Raw genomic sequence first — 15976 nt, 5'->3', positions numbered from 1 at the left:
TGTGCGGCCACGCTTACTGTTTCTTCACGTCACGGTATGACACCAGGTCGAAGATCGGCCCGACTTCCAGGCCCGTCACGCCCGGCCGGGCCGCGACTTGCGAGACCTTCTGGAACATGATCACGAACGGCGAATTCGCCAGAAACTCTTTCTGCATGGCTTCATAGCGTTGCGCGCGTTTTGCCGTCGACGATTCCTCCAGCGCCGCCTGTGTCTCCTTGGTCAACCCGGGAATGTCCCACGCATTGCGCCATGCCAGCATCTTGAAGGCCGATTTGTCGGAGTTGTCCGGATTCCACGCGAAGCCCTGCGCGTTGCTATGCGGGTCGATGTAATCCGCCGACCACTCGCCAATATAGATGTCATGCTGACGCGCTCGATACTTGCCGAGGGTCTGCTTGTTATCGCTTGAAATCAGTTCGACCTTGATCCCGCCCTGCGCCAGGTTCGCCTGCACGGCCTGCGCAATCTCGCCGTACGGCGAGTCGTTGCGCACATCCATCTTTACCGTGAAGCCGTTTGGCACGCCCGCTTTCGCGAGCAGCGCTTTCGCCTTCGGCACGTCCTGGTGGTACGGATTGATGTTCAGCGCGCCGAGGAAACCTTCGGGCAGGAAGGTCTCGTGCACCTTGTACGTGGTCCGCACGATATTCTGCTGAATGCCGTTGTAGTCGATCAGCCATTTCATGGCTTCCTGCACGTCGGGCTTCGCAAGATTCGGGTTCTTGTTGTTCAGGCCAAGGTACATCAGCGTTGCTTGCGGCACCGACGTCACCCGGATCGTCCCCTTCTTCGTCAGCGTCGCGAGGTCGTCGGAACTCAGGTCACGCGCGATATCGATGTCGCCGTTCTCGATCATCAGCCGCTGGCTCGATGCTTCCGGCACATGCCGCAGCACGATCCGTTTCATTGCAAGCGGCACGCGATAACCATCGAAGCGCTGCAGCACGATGCTGTCGTTCGCGGTCCACTTGACCAGCTTGTACGCACCCGATCCCGCCTCGTTCGTCTTCAGCCACTCGTTGCCGAAATCATTACCCTTCGCATGCGATTCGAGCAGCTTTCTATCGAGCACCGAAGCCGGCCACGACCCCAGCACATTCAACACGAACGTGGGCGCGTACTTCTGGTCGGTGGTGATCGAAACCGTGCTGTCGTCGATTTTCTTCACATTTTGCAGCGCGTTTTCCTTCGTCAGCCCGATGCCCGCCAGCACGGCGGCCGCGCCTTTGTCGAGTAACGCGGTGCGCTGGATCGACCATGCGACGTCGTCGGCGGTGAGCGGATTGCCCGAGTGGAACTTGAGGCCGGGACGAATCTTGAAGGTGAATGTGAGACCGTCCTCGCTCACTGCCCACGACTGCGCAACGTCGCCATTGAAATGGGCCGGGTCTTTCAGATCGACGCGAATCAGGCGGTCATAGGTGTTGGCGACGTATTCCTGCGGCACCAGTTCGTAGATCTCGCCCGGATCGAGCGTGGTGAATTCGTCGAGTAAAGTGGCCATGACCAGCATGTCTTTCGGCGTGGCGGCTTCCGTGATTCGCGTGCCGGCAAGCATCAGAGTTGACGCTGCCGCGAGGGCTGCCAGCGCGTTGCACAATACCCGTTTCATACTCGCTCCGTGAGGAATGTTGATGAGATGTCATGCGTGTTCCGTGCGGCTGCGGTTACATAAGGCGCAAGGGGCCGCTGTCGGCGTTGTCGATCAGGTCCAGTGCGCGCGAGCCGGGTAATTCGTAGTGCCACCACTCGCTGGGAATATGAGTAAAGCCAGCGCCGTGCATCACGCCGAGCAACAACGTACGGTTACGCTGCACATGCTCCGGCAAACCGGGATGGAAGTGTTCGGAGGCGATCGACATCTCGTCGAAACCCGTGCCCATATCGAGGTCCAGGCCTTGCGCATCGACCAGCGTCAGGTCGATCGCCGTGCCCCGGCTATGGTTCGAGCCGCGCTTGAGGTCGGCTATGTAGGTCGGGTCGGGAAGGAAGTCCCAAAGCACCTGCTGGGCTTGCGGCGGACGGTAGGCGTCGAATATTTTCAGCGTCATGCCAATGTTGGCCGCCAGCTCGACGGCTTTCTTCAGGGCGGCTTCGGCGGGAGCCAGGAGCAAGCAATGTGCCGTCTTGTAGATCGGCTTGCCTGTCAGGTTGCGATCGGTTGCGTAGATCAGGTCGATCGCGACGCGGTGGGTTTCAGGAGTGATGGCTAGCAAACGGTGATCGGGCATTGATGGCGTTGGGTTCAAGGCTCACGAGTTCGTGCGGTGCCGTTATTGTTTATCAAAATGATGGGTTTGGGGGCGAATGTGGCGGACATGCCGCACTTGGTCGATATCCTCGATTAAAACTCGCCAAAAATCCGGGGGGCGGGTTCGAACAAGGCGTGGACGGGAATGGTGGTACGTTGGGCGCCGCAGGCTACTGGCATCCCGGGAGGGATGAACAGTGTTTCTTCGTGCCCGAGCTTGATGATCGCGCCGATGCCGGGAGCATGGACGGAAGGTGAAAGCGCAATCGAAAGCGGTTCAAGCACACCCGTAGAACCGCTTTCGATGCGTGGACAGATTGCTGCGCAGACTACCGCGCGGATTACTGCGCCATCGCGCCCGAAGCCGGATGGCCCATGCCCATTGCGTCGTTCTTTTTCATCTTGTCATCCTTCTTCATCGCGTCCTTCTTCATCGCATCTTTCGACATTGAGTCTTTCGACATTGCATCCTTGGACATGGTGTCCTTCGCCATTGAATCGTGGGCCATCGCATCGCTTGCCTGGGCGAATGCCATGGAGCCGCTCAGGGCCAACGTTGCTGCGAGTGCTGCGGTGATGAACAGTTTCATATCAACCTCTTGCTGGAGTGAAAGTATCCGGTCGTACCGGGGTGAATCGAAGTACCTGGCGCCGCGACGTGTCTCGATCTCTCGTGACGTCAGGAACCTCCGAACCAGTTGTAGCCCTGATCGACCCAATAGCCGCCAGGGAATTTGTTCGTGACGAAAATCTCCATGATGTGCTTCGGATTTTTATAGCCTAATTTAGTAGGCATCCTTAACTTTATGGGATAACCATATTTGGGTGGCAATTGCTGGCCGTCGAAGGTGAAGGTCAACAGCGTCTGCGAATGCAAGGCAGTCGGCATGTCGATACTTTCGTAGTAATCGTCCGCGCATTTGAAACCGACATATTTCGCCGTTGTGTCCGCCCCCACCCGCTTCAGGAACTCCGAGAACGGCGTGCCGCCCCAACGTCCGATTGCACTCCACCCTTCCACGCAGATATGCCGCGTGATCTGCTCGGCTTTCGGCAACGCGTAGAGCTCGGGCAAGGTCCACGTTTTCGTGTTCTGCACCAACCCGCTTACTTTCAGGCGGAAGTCGGAACCGTCCACGACAGGAACGTCGTCAATGCCGTAGAACGCATTGAACGGAAACGGCCGCGTGATCTGCGCTTCGGTATAGGTCGGCGCCATGCGGTTCGGATCGAATAGCCAGCCTTGCACGGTATCATTCAGGCGAGAGACTCGGCTGAGGAAGGTCTCAACGGATTTGTCGTCCGAGATACTGCAACCGGCCAGCATCGCGAGGCCGCCGAGCGTCACAATGCGCTTGCCGAACAGGCGGCGGGACGGCATGTCGAGTTCGCGGCGAACGTCGATGATCAGCGACTCGCGGTCTACGCTCACGCGGTTTGGCTTCACAGGTTTCATGATCGAGATTCCTCGAGTCCTTAAGTTATCTTTTAGCCGGGCATGTGCGCACAGCTGAATCAGCGGCCACGGATCATGGTGAGCAGAGAGCGCGGCACCAGTGAAACCATCACCAGGTGCACGACAACGAACGCCGCCAGCAACGACATGGCCGAGAAGTGCACAACCCGTGCAAAGTCATAACCGCCCATCAGTTCGCGCAGCAGCGGAAACTGCACCGACTTCCAGATCGCAAGGCCGGACAGGATAAGCACGGCGATATCGAGCATCACGAACAGGTACGCAAACTTCTGCACTGCGTTGTATTTGCTCGGGTCGGCATGCGATAAATGCCCCTTAAGCGCTTCGCCCAGATCATGCAAAATTGCTTGCAGCGAAAGCGGGAAAAACTTGGCGCTGATGCGACCCGTGACAATGTTCATCGCGAGATAAAAGAGACCGTTGAAGAACAGCAGCCACATTGCCGCGAAGTGCCACTGCAGCGCGCCGCCAAGCCATCCGCCCAGCGTGATGCCCGGCGGAATCACAAACCCCTTGAATACGGGCGACGCGTCATAGATCCGCCATCCCGACAGCATCATCAGGATCGCCGCGAGTGCATTCAGCCAGTGCGTGATTCGCACCCATGCAGGCTGGATGGTCCGCGAGCGACTGCTTGCGCGGCTCGCTTCATGTGTTGCGTTCATCTGGGCCTCCATGACTTGCTCGCGTTGGCGGCGACTGCAAACGCCGCCAACGCCATGTTTTCGCAACCAGCGTGGTTGAACCGCCCCGTCTCCGTCTGCATGAGGCGCTCAGAAGCAGGTCGTTAGTTGCTAGTTAATTCGCTTGGAATACCCGGCGGGTTACATCGCCCAACGAAATTTTTTAAGAGCGCGAAAGCGGTTATGCAGTGCGCGTATGTGAGTGAGTTCGCCGGGGAAGACAGATGGATTAAGACGAGCTAATTTCTGCTGCAGGTAATCAGGCACGGCGAATGAGTGACCCTTGGGAAAAGTCAGCGAGGCGATGAAGAGCTATGCCAGGGCGGCCGCTCCGTCATCCGGCAAAAGTGCGGCTATCGAGCACCGCGAGCACCGGTCGCAATAGTCCTTCCAGCAGCGCGGGTTCCGGCCGGCTACGTGCCAGCACCCGAATGCCGAGCAAGACCGCCAGCAGGAGTCGCGCAAAGTCTTCAGCAGGCTGCGCGGATGTAATCTCACCGGTTTGCTGCCCCGCAGCCACGCAGCGGCCGAAATACGCTTCGAGCTTCACCAGCACACCCGCCACGACTTGCTGGAACTCCGGATCATGCGGAGCCATTTCCAGCGCCGAATTCACCAGCATGCAGCCCTTGCGGTCCTTGTCAGTGAGCGAGCGGTGGACGATTTCATCGAAGAACGCCTTGATGGATTGAAGCGGCGACAGCGTGCCTTCGAAACGCCGGACACGATCGTCCACGCTTAGCGACACATAGTGCGCCAGCGCCTTTCCATATAACGAGCGTTTGTCACCGAACGCGTTGTAGAGGCTCGCGCCTGTGATGCCCATGCTGTCCGCGAGCTCACGAACCGAGGTGGCTTCGTAGCCGTGGTTCCAGAAACACAGGACCGCGGCGTCGAGCACGGCGGCTTTGTCGAACTCTCTTGGCCGTGGCATGCAGTCCCTTACTCCCTTGAACGAGGCGATATTGCCATTCCATTTCCGTTAAGATATTCTAAATCGATCGATCTAAAATACAAGCGACAACCCGCATCGGGTCGTAAAGACAGCGCCTCTGCGCGAGTCTTACAGATAGATTTCGAGAACGCCCACAGGGATCGTTGCCGTTCTGCGCCTGTCCGTGACGGCGGACGTGCTCTGCCACGACGCCCCGTCTGTCCTGGCTGAAGTATCGCAAGCAGCCCTTCCTACTACCAAAGACGACATGATCCGTTTCTATTTTCACCCGACACCGAACCCCGCCAAGGTCGCACTCTTTCTCGAAGAGGCGGGACTCGACTACGAAGTGTTTCCCGTCGACACCAGCAAGGGCGAACAGCATCTGCCGGCTTTCAGGAGCATCAATCCGAACGGCAAGGTGCCCGCCATTGTCGATACGGACGGTCCTGGTGGAACCGAGGCTCGGGTGTTCGATTCCAGCGCCATCCTGCTGTACCTCGCCGACAAGACCCGGCGTTTCGCGGGTAAACCCACGGACCGGCCCGAATTGCTCTCATGGCTGTTCTTCATCAGCTCCGGACTCGGCCCCTTTTCGGGCCAGGCGGTGCACTTCCAGCACGCCGCGCCCGAGAAGATTCCGTACGCGATCAACCGGTATCGGCGGGAGATCGAGCGGCACTATCGCGTGCTTGACGAGCACTTGGCAGGGCGCGAGTACATCGTCGGAGACGAGTATTCGATCGTCGATATGTCCGCCTGGGGATGGCTCGACCGCGCGTCGCGGGTGTTGGCCACCGACGAGCCGCTTGCCGCATTCCCGAATCTGAGCCATTTCTTCGATGCCATCAGCGCACGCCCCGCCGTTGCGCGCGCGCGAGCGGTAGGCCGCGACCTTACGTTCAAGCGCGAGGTGGACGAAGAGACCCGGCGCGCATTGTTCCCGTCGAATTATCCGGAGACCACGCGCTGAGCCAAGGCCTGCGCTGGACCGAAGGGTGCGTCTTCGGCGTGCGGTCGACAGCAGCATGCCTATCCGGCACAATCCGTTCGCCCCGTGGCAAGCTCACTCGCGCCGGACCTGCATGCCGGACCTGTAGCCGGACCCGCAGCCGCCGCGAAGCGTTACCTTACGGTGTGGCTAAAACGGATCACGACATTAAAATCGCGGTAATCTCCGGCGTCAGAGCCTGGAGCGACGGGCCGCGCGCCGCAGGACGCCGCGGTGCCGCGCCACGAAATACCTGCAGTAGCATGGCCGCCACAACCGTGTTCATTCCCGCGGTCGGGAACACCGACATCCGTCGGCACAACCGACGCAATTTATTTGAAGCCCGCTGTAACCCGATTCCGCGATGAAGCGAATAATACAAAGTGGCTCTGTGCCTGGTGTCGAAGAACGGTTGAGGGCGCTGTTCATCCGCGGCCTGAATGGCGACGCCGTCGCCTACCGGTCGTTCCTCGACGACTTGACCGGACATCTGCGCGGCTTCCTGAGAAAGCGCATCTATTACCTGCAGGACGACATAGAAGATGTCGTGCAGGAAATCTTGCTGGCCGTGCACAACAGCCGCCACACCTATCGCCCGGACGAGCCGTTGACCGCCTGGGTGCATGGGATCGCACGTTATAAGCTGATGGATTTTTTCCGCGCAAGATCGCGGCGTGAAGCATTGAACGATCCGCTGGACGACGCGCTCGAGATTTTCGCGACCTCGGACGAAGAACCCGCCGATGCCAAACGCGATGTCGGCAAGTTGCTCGAACAATTGCCGGACCGTCACCGGCTGCCGATCGTTCACGTGAAGCTACAGGGGCTCTCCGTGACCGAAACCGCAGCGCTCACGGGGATGTCGGAGTCGGCGGTCAAGGTCGGCATTCACCGTGGACTGAAAGCACTGGCAGCAAAGATTCGAGGCGCCGCATGAAAACCGAGGACCTGATTTCGCTTCTATCGACTGGCGTCACGCCGGTCGACCCACGTGTGTCCGCGCGCCGCTTCGGGCGGGCAATCGGATTGGGCGCGCTTGGCGCGCTGGTGCTGATGGCGGTGATTTTCGGCGTGCGGCCGGACATTGCCGTGGTGTCGCGCACGCCTATTTTTTGGGCCAAGTTTGCGTTCCCCACAACGCTTGCCGCAGCCGCATTGTTCCTGGCGCTGAGGCTGGCGCGGCCCGGGACGACCACGGGCAAGTTGTGGGCACTGCCCGCGGTGCCGGTGCTCGTTGTGTGGGGCGCGGCGGCAGCGGTCTTGTTTCTAGCCTCGCCCGACGCACGCGTGCCGCTTGTCATGGGCTACACGTGGCGTACCTGTCCGTTCAATATCCTGCTGTTGTCGGTGCCTGCGTTTGTCGCGGTGTTCTGGGCAATCCGAGGGCTTGCGCCAACCCGGCCAGGGTTGGCCGGGGCAGCGGGTGGCATGCTCGCGGGGGCTATCGCGACGATGGCCTATTGCTTCCACTGCCCGGAAATGAGCGTCGCGTTCTGGGCCGTCTGGTATGTGCTGGGGATGGCGCTGGCCACACTGATCGGTGCAGTGCTCGGGCCGCGGTTCTTGCGCTGGTAAGTGGCATTGCGACGAAATCGAAGCTATCGCTGTTAGCTTTTAACGCGTACGTGTCCCCGTATCCAGCCGATCAATCCGCACCGGCGGCACGAACCACGCAAGACAAAGCCCCACGATCGCCGCCGCGGCCGCCAGCCCGAGTCCCACGTGTATCGATTCAATCAACGCACCGCGCGCTGACTGCATCATCGCGTCGCCGGCATGACCCGCCATGATCAGCCGGCCAATCAGCGCCGCCTGTTCCGCACGATCGATCAGCAGCTCGGGACTCGCGAATGACTTGAACCATTGCGTCGCCTGATAGGTATCCAGCGACCGATGCACGCCACTCGTATAGAGGCGCCCGAGCAGCGCGCCCGTCATTGCCGTGCCAAGCATGCCGCCAAACATCCGCAGCGATTGAAGCAGTGCCGTAGCAGCACCAAGATGATCGCGGGCAACAAGTTGCTGCGAAAAGAGCGTGAGGTTCGACACGACCAGACCCAGGCCGATGCCGCTGAATCCCATGCATGCCATCCACACAAGGTGAGGCACAGCCCCCGTGATCGCGACAAGACAAAGCGCGGCGCAAGCGAACAGCGCGAAGCCGATATACATCACACCGTTCGCATGCCTGATGCGCGTGACGACCCGGTTATTCACCACACTGCCCACAGTCGTACCCAGCAACAGCGGCGTGATCAGCATGCCTGAGTCATGCGGCGACATCGCAAAGCCGCCTTGAAACAGCAAGGGCACGTAGAAGACCAGCGAGAAGAGCGAGAACCCACCGAGTACGGCCATCGCGAACAACGCCGCCAGCTTTCGGTCCATGAGCATGTCGATGGGAATGATCGGATAAGCCATGCGCTTTTCCCAGAACAGCAGCACCGCTGCGCCGGTCAAGGTGAGCAGACCCAGCGCACAGGTCACGGGCGTGATGCCCTCATTCGGGACCCATTCGATCAGCAGTTGCAGCGCACCGAATTCGGACGCCAGCACGATCGCGCCAACCCAGTCCAGTTTCACGGGGGCGGCTGAACGCGGCCGGCGAAGATGCGGCAGGAAAGCGCGCACGAACAACAACGAGACAATGCCCACAGGCAGATTGACGAAAAACACGAGCCGCCATCCGCCGTACTGGGTCAGCACGCCGCCTAGTGTCGGGCCAACGATATTGGCCAAAGCAAATGCCGAACTGACAAACACCAGCCAGCGCAGGCGAAGCTTCGGATCGGGAAAAAGATCCGCGACGGTGGCGAACATCGTGCCCACGAGAATGCCGCCTCCGATCCCTTGCAAGCCGCGCGCGATCACAAGGAGCAGCATGTTGGCCGCCATGCCGCACATGACCGACGCGATGGTGAAGAGAATGATCGCCGCCATTAAAAACGGCTTGCGGCCGAACAAGTCGCCTAAGCGCCCGAAGATCGGGATCGTGATAACCGATGTCAGCATGTACGACGTAGCCACCCACGCATACAGGTCGAACCCCTTGAGATCAGCGACGATACGCGGCAGCGCCGTCCCCACAATCGTCTGATCCAAAGCGACCAGCATTGCTACAAACGATACGCCCAGCATCGCCAGCACCGACTCGCGGAACGGCAGCAACTGCCCGGCTTCAACAGGTACGGCGATGTCCGGGGTCATGGCGTTCTCCTGATGCGCTCGGGAACTGCGGCGGTATGGGGTGGATGCTTGTGGGCGTACGCTGGATCAGCGTGCCTGAGGCTGCGCGCGTGCGCAAGCTAAGTCGTACGGCACCGAACGACCGGCAGCAACCGTGATGTCAGTAGTTCGGTTGATTCTCCAATGCGGTTACACGCGTGAGCCAACCACGGGTACATCTTCCTTGCGCTGGCTCGGTCTGCTTGGTGCTTGGCTTATGGTGCTTGGATTATTGTCTCAGCGTTATATACGTTGCATACGCGAAAGCGGATGCGTTAGGGCAATTTCACGCTGCCTGTAACCGGTTTTCACGGATCACCGAAATAACTATCAGGCCACGCGGTTTCTTGATCAGCCATTTTCCCGCCTCACTTGGCCCGCGAATCAATGCAGATGCCCGACAACCCTGTCGATGACGGACCGTGACCGCAGTCATGTCAGGCCGCTTCCCGGTCAAGGGGGTCTTTCCTTTCACTTCGGAGTTCGTCATGCGTGCTTCATCGATCCTGTCTCTCGCAGCGCTGTTCGTGTCCTTCTCCGCCGCCACCGCCAGCGCCGCTTCCGCTAATGCTTGCAGTGCATCGAGCCCGGAGCATCGCGCCGCGCTCGTCGAACTCTATACGAGCGAGGGCTGCAACAGTTGCCCGCCTGCCGATAACTGGCTAAGCGAACTCGATCGTGCCCGCAAAACCGCCACCATCGTGCCGCTGGCGCTGCATGTGGACTACTGGGATAGCTGGGCGTGGAAGGATCGCTTTGCGCAACCCGCGTTCACCACGCGACAGCAACAACTGACCTACACGGGCGGCGCACATGTGGTGTACACGCCGGAGATTTTCGTCGGTGGCCGCGAGTTGCGCAGTTGGTCAAACGACGAGAGTTTCGAGTCCCGCATTCAGCAGTTGAATAGCGAAACCCCGCAAGCCGATGTCCGCATCGAGAGCCATCCTTCCTCGCCCGGCCACATCGCATTCGACGCTGCATTTACCGCTCGCAAGAACCTTCCCGACGACGCTGTTGCCTACGCCGCCGTGTATGAAAACCAGCTCGTCAGTGCGGTGAAAGGCGGCGAAAACAGCGGTGCGACATTGCATCACGACCGCGTGGTGCGTCGCTGGATCGGACCAGTCCGGATAGTCGACGGACGCGCATTGATCTCCGGCGACTACGCGTCGGGAGAGGGCCATGACGGCGTGGTGGCGTTCGTCGAGCGCGGAGCGACGGGGGAAGTGCTGCAAGTGGCAGAACTGCCCTCGTGCGGCAGCTAATGCTCGAACACCTTAACGCTAACGGCGACCCGGGCCGCGGTTCATTCTGCTTCCTGAACGCCGTTATCCCACGCAGGAAAAGGGTCCGCGAATCGCTGCCACGCTTGCGGACCCTGCGCCATTTCCACATCGTCGAGCAGACATGCGTCCAGGCGCGCGCGTAACGCCATCTCGTCCATATCAATGCCGATCAACACCAGTTCCTGCCGCGCGTCCCCGACTTGAGGGTCCCAGTCGTCATCAATCGATTTAACCGATTCGGGATCTTCTGGCCAGTAGGCTTTCGGTACCGCGGCCCACCACAACCCCATCCCGCCGTGCCGGCATACACCGCCCGCCTGCGACCACGACCCTACATAAGTCGGCCGGCTGGCAAGCCAGAAGAAACCTTTCGAACGCACCACGCCCGGCCAGTCACTCGCGATCAGTTGCCAGAAACGCTCGGGATGGAACGGCCGGCGAGCGCGGTAGACAAAATGCGTGATGCCATATTCCTCGGTCTCGGGCGTGTGCTCGCCACGCAGCTCCTTGAGCCAGCCCGGCGCTTTGGACGCTTCCTCGAAATCGAACAAGCGGGTATCGAGCACCTTGTCCAGTCCGAGCTTCCCGAACTCCGCGATCTCGATCCTTGCCCGTGGATTCAGCCCTTTCAGGATCGTCATCAGGCGCCTGCGGTCGGCGTCGCCAACTAGGTCCACCTTGTTCAGGACAATCACGTCGCAGAACTCGACCTGCTCGACCAGCAGGTCGACGACCGTGCGCGTGTCTTCCTCGCCCATCGATTCGCCCCGCGTTTGCAGGCTGTCCGTAGAACTGTAGTCCTTAAGGAAATTGAAAGTATCCACCACCGTCACCATGGTGTCCAGACGCGCGACATCGGACAGGCTTTGACCTTGCTCGTCGGCAAACGTAAAGGTTTCAGCCACCGGCAGCGGCTCTGAAATCCCGGTCGATTCAATCACGAGATAGTCGAAACGCCCTTCCTTCGCGAGCCGGTTCACCTCGAGTAAAAGGTCTTCGCGCAGCGTGCAGCAAATGCAGCCGTTGCTCATCTCGACCAGCTTTTCGTCCGTGCGCGCCAGTTCCGCGCCGCCATCGCGAACCAGCGCGGCGTCGATATTGACCTCGCTCATGTCGTTGACGATCACCGCCACGCGCCTGCCCTCCCGATTATTCAGGATGTGGTTGAGCAACGTGGTCTTTCCGGCTCCGAGGAAGCCCGACAAAACTGTTACCGGCAGCTTGTTCATTCTTTCCGTCCAAAAAGTTCTCGCACAATCGGTTACGAATGTTATAACATTGCATTTGCAACGGGTAGAACTTTTTATCCGCCTGGCACTCTACGGCCCCACCCTGGCCGCACGGCTTGATATGTACACGCAACGCCTGCCCAGGATCGATTAGGACTACGTTCTTCACAGATGAAGGTCGGTCGTTGGGGACGGTACGACGTCGCCGGGCGGTGCGCATCCAACACAACCCATCCAGAAAAATAATCGATGAAAAATCGTACGCTCATCGCCCACGCGGCCCTTTTGCTGTTCGCTCAGATCGCCGCGGGACATGTCTATGCAGCAGGTTCTGACGGCGCCGTGTCAGGCTCCGTCACCGATAGCTCCGGCAAGCCCGTCGCCAACGCCAGCGTCGCGCTGCAGGATGCCAGCGGCGCGTCCGTCGGCGCCACGAGCACGGATGCAACGGGACATTTCTCTGTCCATCATGTCGCGCCGGGAACCTATGCGGTCGTCGTTGCGGCGCCGGGCTATGCAAGCGGCAGCAGCATCGCAACGGCAAGCGAGGGCGTAGATGTGTCTGTGTCGGTGGCGCTCGGCAAGAGCGACGCGATCGATGTGCAGGTCAATGCGAAGCGGCTCGATCGCGCGCGCAACGGCCTGCTGCCGGAAACGGGCAGCAGCGTGTACCGCTTCAGTCAGGCGGATATTGATACCCTCCCCGCCGGACAGGACACGCCGCTCAATCAGGTTCTGCTGCAAGCTCCCGGCGTGGCAAGCGATTCGTATGGCCAGTTGCACGTGCGCGGCGACCACGCGAACCTGCAATACCGCATCAACGGCATCATCATTCCGGAGCCCATCAGTGGCTTCGGACAGTCGCTGGATACGCGCATCATCGACCAGCTCAACCTGCTGACCGGCGCATTGCCCGCTCAATATGGCGACCGCACGGCGGGTATTGTCGATATTCATACGAAGAACGGCGACCAGGGCAATGGCGGTTCAATCGATGTCTTCGGCGGCAGTCACCAGACCATCAAGACCAGCGCCGACGTCTTCGGCAGCCAGGGACCGTTCAGCTACTACTTCAGCGGCTCGCTGGGCGAGAACAATCTGGGCATCGAGAATCCGACTTCAAGCGCGAGTCCAATCCACGATCACACGCGTCAGGGCGATGCGTTCGGCCTCATGTCCTACATCATCAATCCGCTCACGCGCGTGAGCCTGATGTTCGGCACGACTAGCAATCAGTTCGAGATTCCCAATACACCCGGATTGCCGACTGCCTTCACCTTGAACGGCAGCACCACGTTCGATTCCAGCAAGCTCAACGAGACACAATCCGAACTCAACCAGTTCGCCGTCATCGCGCTGCAAGGTACCAACGGCGCTGCACTGGACTACCAAGTCGCGCTCTTTACCCGATACTCGCGTACGCAATTCAATCCTGACCCGGTGGGCGACCTGCTGTTCAACGGCGTGGCGGCGAGCGATTTCCACAGCGACAGCGCCAATGGCGTGCAAGCGGATACGACCTATCGTCTCAACGGTAAACACACGCTGCGCGCGGGCATTTCGGTCCAGCAGGAACATGCAATCTTCAATAACAACCTGAGCGTTTTCCCCGTCGATGCAGACGGTAACCAGACCTCCGACCAGCCGTTCAACGTGCCCGATTCGAGCAGCAAGACGGGGTATCTCTATAGCGCGTACATTCAGGACGAGTGGAAGCTGACCGACAAACTCACGATCAACTACGGCCTGCGCTACGACAAGATGGACGAGTATGTGAGCGCGAGCCAGCTAAGCCCGCGCATAGGACTTGTCTACGCATTGACCCCTTCAACAACGGTCCATGCCGGCTATTCCCGCTACTTCACGCCGCCTGCTTTCGAGCTCGTGTCGGGCGAAGATATCGCGCGCTTCGTGGGGACCACTGCCCAGACATCAAGCCGGAACGATCCGGTGCAGCCGGAACGCAGCCATTATTTCGATCTCGGCATCACGCAACGGCTAAGCTCGACTATTACGGTAGGCGTCGACGCGTACTACAAGAAATCGACGAACCTGCTCGACGAGGGCCAGTTCGGCACCGCCCTGATTTTCACCCCGTTCAACTATAAATATGGCCGTGTTTATGGTGTCGAATTCACCAGCAACTATAAACAGGGCAATCTGTCGGCCTACATGAACGTCGCGTTCAGCCGCGCGCAGGGCAAGGACATCGACTCGGCCCAGTTTAATTTCGATGCGAGCGAACTCGCTTACATCAGCAATCACTGGGTGTACCTCGATCACGACCAGCGCGTGACCGCTTCGTTCGGCGGCGCGTACCAGTTGGGCAAGACCACCTTCACCTTCGACGGCATTGTGGGGAGCGGGTTGCGCAGCGGCTTCGCGAACACGGACCACCTGCCTTTCTACACGCAGGTGAATCTGGGCGTGATCCATCACTTCAACTTCAACGAACCGCTGATCGGCAAGTTCGACGCGCGCCTGTTGCTCATCAACGCGTTCAACCGCGTCTACGAGTTGCGCGACGGTTCAGGCATTGGTGTGGGCGCGCCGCAGTATGGGCCGCACATTGCCGTGTATGCAGGGATCACGAAGAATTTTTAATCAACCGGATTATTTAACGAAAGGGTTTTTACCATGCAGGACTGGGCAGGTATTACTGCCGCGGCACGAGTTGGCGGCTGGGTGGTGTACCCGCTCACGCTGCTCGCGGTGCTGGCGATCGCTATCGTTATCGATCGCGCGTATGTGTTCGTGCGATTTGCACGCCAGCCTGGGGCCGGCACCAACACGTTGCCGGCACAGCACGCGTTCAAACGCCTCGATGCAACGGTGGCAGCGCCCGCCGGAACGCCGTTATGGCTGCTCGAAGCCCGGGCGCAATCGGTCGCGACGCGTATTGAACGGGAGATGAGCCGAGGCTTCTGGGTGTTGGAGACGATCGTCACGGCCGCCCCCCTGCTCGGTCTGCTGGGGACCATTGTCGGGATGATGCATTCGTTCCAGCTATTCGGCGGCAACGGCCTGGTTAATCCAGGCGGTGTGACGGGTGGCGTGGCGCAATCGCTGGTGGCAACAGCTATCGGTCTGGTCGTCGCGTTGTTTGCGCTTTTCGCATTCAACTATTTTTCGCGACGCCTTGAACGCCTGATCGATGACCTCGAAGTGCACGCGAACGAGCGTCTCACCGAATTTCGCCTCAAGGCCGAAAGCGCCGGAGCGGCGGCGGGAGACGCACGATGAAGTTCCGGCGCTCGCGGGCGTCGAAGCGCGGGCGCATCGAGATCATTCCGATGATCGACGTGATGTTCTTTCTGCTCGCCACGTTCATGCTGGCGTCGCTGGCCATGCAACGGCTTGATGCGGTCAAGGTCGATTTGCCCTCGGGACAGGCGCAGCAGATGTCCGAGGATCAGCCGTTGACGCTGGCGGTCGATCGCACGAACACGATCTTCCTGGATCGGCGGCCTGTGCGTCTCGACCAGGTGGAAGCCGGGGTCAGGCGGCTTCTCAAGCCGGACCGTAACGTAGTCATTGCCGCGGACGACGCCGCCGCGCAAGGAGCCGTCGTTCAGGCCATGCTGGCCGCGCGCCGCGCGGGCGCAGAGCATTTCCTGATCGCTATACATCGTGAGTAGCGCGATGGGGAAACGGGAAGGCCGGATGGATGCGTCTCAAGTCAGATTCGGCGTGGCCCTTCTGATTGCGTTTGCGCTTTGGGCGGTTCTGCTGACTCAGATCGTGAACCCGCTCTTGCGGCCTCTTCCAAGCGCCGCCACCCCGCCGCAAGCGCCCATGGAAATGCGTCTTGTCGAGTTGGCCGCGCCTCCCGCCAACCCGCCTGCTGTTGCCCCTTCGACACCCTCTGCAGCAGTCACCCAGCAAGCACACGCG

15 protein-coding genes are annotated in these 15976 nt (G+C 60.0%); 7 read left to right on the top strand and 8 right to left on the bottom strand.

Features of this window, described 5'->3' with window-relative positions:
• Positions 1–13: 13 nt before the first annotated feature.
• The 6 genes from AWB69_RS27060 to AWB69_RS27030 all read right to left on the bottom strand — a co-directional run bounded on the left by AWB69_RS27060 (position 14) and on the right by AWB69_RS27030 (position 5348).
• The gene (locus AWB69_RS27060) at positions 14–1615 is read right to left on the bottom strand and encodes an ABC transporter substrate-binding protein (protein WP_062089901.1); all 1602 of its coding nucleotides are present in this window, start codon (positions 1613–1615) and stop codon (positions 14–16) included.
• A gap of 55 nt (positions 1616–1670) precedes the next feature.
• Positions 1671–2234, bottom strand: coding sequence for a D-alanyl-D-alanine dipeptidase (ddpX, locus tag AWB69_RS27055; RefSeq protein WP_062089900.1), 564 nt, complete (start codon positions 2232–2234; stop codon positions 1671–1673).
• Between the two features lie 361 nt (positions 2235–2595).
• Positions 2596–2844, bottom strand: coding sequence for a pentapeptide MXKDX repeat protein (locus tag AWB69_RS27045; protein ID WP_062089898.1), 249 nt, complete (start codon positions 2842–2844; stop codon positions 2596–2598).
• A gap of 89 nt (positions 2845–2933) precedes the next feature.
• Positions 2934–3710, bottom strand: a complete 777-nt coding sequence (locus AWB69_RS27040; RefSeq protein WP_062089897.1) for a molybdopterin-dependent oxidoreductase — start codon at positions 3708–3710, stop codon at positions 2934–2936.
• A 59-nt stretch (positions 3711–3769) separates the two neighbouring features.
• Positions 3770–4396, bottom strand: coding sequence for a cytochrome b/b6 domain-containing protein (locus tag AWB69_RS27035; RefSeq protein WP_062089896.1), 627 nt, complete (start codon positions 4394–4396; stop codon positions 3770–3772).
• A gap of 352 nt (positions 4397–4748) precedes the next feature.
• Positions 4749–5348: a TetR/AcrR family transcriptional regulator gene (locus AWB69_RS27030; protein ID WP_062089895.1), complete on the bottom strand. Its 600-nt coding sequence runs from the start codon at positions 5346–5348 to the stop codon at positions 4749–4751.
• Positions 5349–5616: 268 nt separating this feature from the next.
• Here AWB69_RS27030 and AWB69_RS27025 point away from each other — a divergent pair, with 268 nt between their 5' ends.
• The 3 genes from AWB69_RS27025 to AWB69_RS27015 all read left to right on the top strand — a co-directional run bounded on the left by AWB69_RS27025 (position 5617) and on the right by AWB69_RS27015 (position 7914).
• Positions 5617–6321, top strand: coding sequence for a glutathione S-transferase family protein (locus tag AWB69_RS27025; RefSeq protein ID WP_062089894.1), 705 nt, complete (start codon positions 5617–5619; stop codon positions 6319–6321).
• Positions 6322–6703: 382 nt separating this feature from the next.
• On the top strand, positions 6704–7276 hold the full coding sequence (locus AWB69_RS27020) for a sigma-70 family RNA polymerase sigma factor (RefSeq protein ID WP_062089893.1): 573 nt from the start codon (positions 6704–6706) through the stop codon (positions 7274–7276).
• Positions 7273–7914 (top strand): DUF1109 domain-containing protein, encoded by a 642-nt coding sequence (locus AWB69_RS27015; protein ID WP_062089892.1) that lies wholly within the window; start codon positions 7273–7275, stop codon positions 7912–7914. The genes AWB69_RS27020 and AWB69_RS27015 overlap by 4 nt, the downstream gene beginning before the upstream one ends.
• A 39-nt stretch (positions 7915–7953) precedes the next feature.
• On the opposite strand, the gene AWB69_RS27010 is transcribed toward AWB69_RS27015, so the two are convergent.
• Positions 7954–9546 carry an MFS transporter gene (locus tag AWB69_RS27010; protein WP_062089891.1) on the bottom strand — a complete coding sequence of 531 codons (1593 nt, stop codon included), beginning with the start codon at positions 9544–9546 and terminating at the stop codon, positions 7954–7956.
• A 506-nt stretch (positions 9547–10052) separates the two neighbouring features.
• Here AWB69_RS27010 and AWB69_RS27005 point away from each other — a divergent pair.
• Complete coding sequence (locus AWB69_RS27005; RefSeq protein WP_062089890.1) at positions 10053–10832, top strand: DUF1223 domain-containing protein; 780 nt, start codon at positions 10053–10055, stop codon at positions 10830–10832.
• Between the two features lie 41 nt (positions 10833–10873).
• Here the strand turns inward: AWB69_RS27005 and zigA are convergent, their stop codons facing one another.
• A complete protein-coding gene (gene zigA / locus AWB69_RS27000) occupies positions 10874–12082 on the bottom strand; it encodes a zinc metallochaperone GTPase ZigA (RefSeq protein ID WP_062089889.1) in 1209 nt (402 codons plus the stop codon).
• Between the two features lie 249 nt (positions 12083–12331).
• Between zigA and AWB69_RS26995 the strand changes: the two genes are divergently transcribed.
• The 3 genes from AWB69_RS26995 to AWB69_RS26985 are packed head-to-tail and all read left to right on the top strand — an operon-like array spanning position 12332 to position 15720.
• Positions 12332–14686 (top strand): TonB-dependent receptor, encoded by a 2355-nt coding sequence (locus AWB69_RS26995; protein WP_062089888.1) that lies wholly within the window; start codon positions 12332–12334, stop codon positions 14684–14686.
• 33 nt (positions 14687–14719) lie between these two features.
• The gene (locus tag AWB69_RS26990) at positions 14720–15325 is read left to right on the top strand and encodes a MotA/TolQ/ExbB proton channel family protein (RefSeq protein ID WP_062089887.1); all 606 of its coding nucleotides are present in this window, start codon (positions 14720–14722) and stop codon (positions 15323–15325) included.
• Positions 15322–15720, top strand: a complete 399-nt coding sequence (locus tag AWB69_RS26985) for an ExbD/TolR family protein (RefSeq protein ID WP_062089886.1) — start codon at positions 15322–15324, stop codon at positions 15718–15720. The genes AWB69_RS26990 and AWB69_RS26985 overlap by 4 nt, the downstream gene beginning before the upstream one ends.
• Positions 15721–15976: the final 256 nt, after the last annotated feature.

Origin of the sequence: Caballeronia udeis (assembly GCF_001544555.2) — a bacterium.
Taxonomy (GTDB): domain Bacteria; phylum Pseudomonadota; class Gammaproteobacteria; order Burkholderiales; family Burkholderiaceae; genus Caballeronia; species Caballeronia udeis.
The sequence above is the reverse complement of the archived record's forward strand: the minus strand, read 5'-3'. Positions and strand labels throughout refer to the sequence as shown.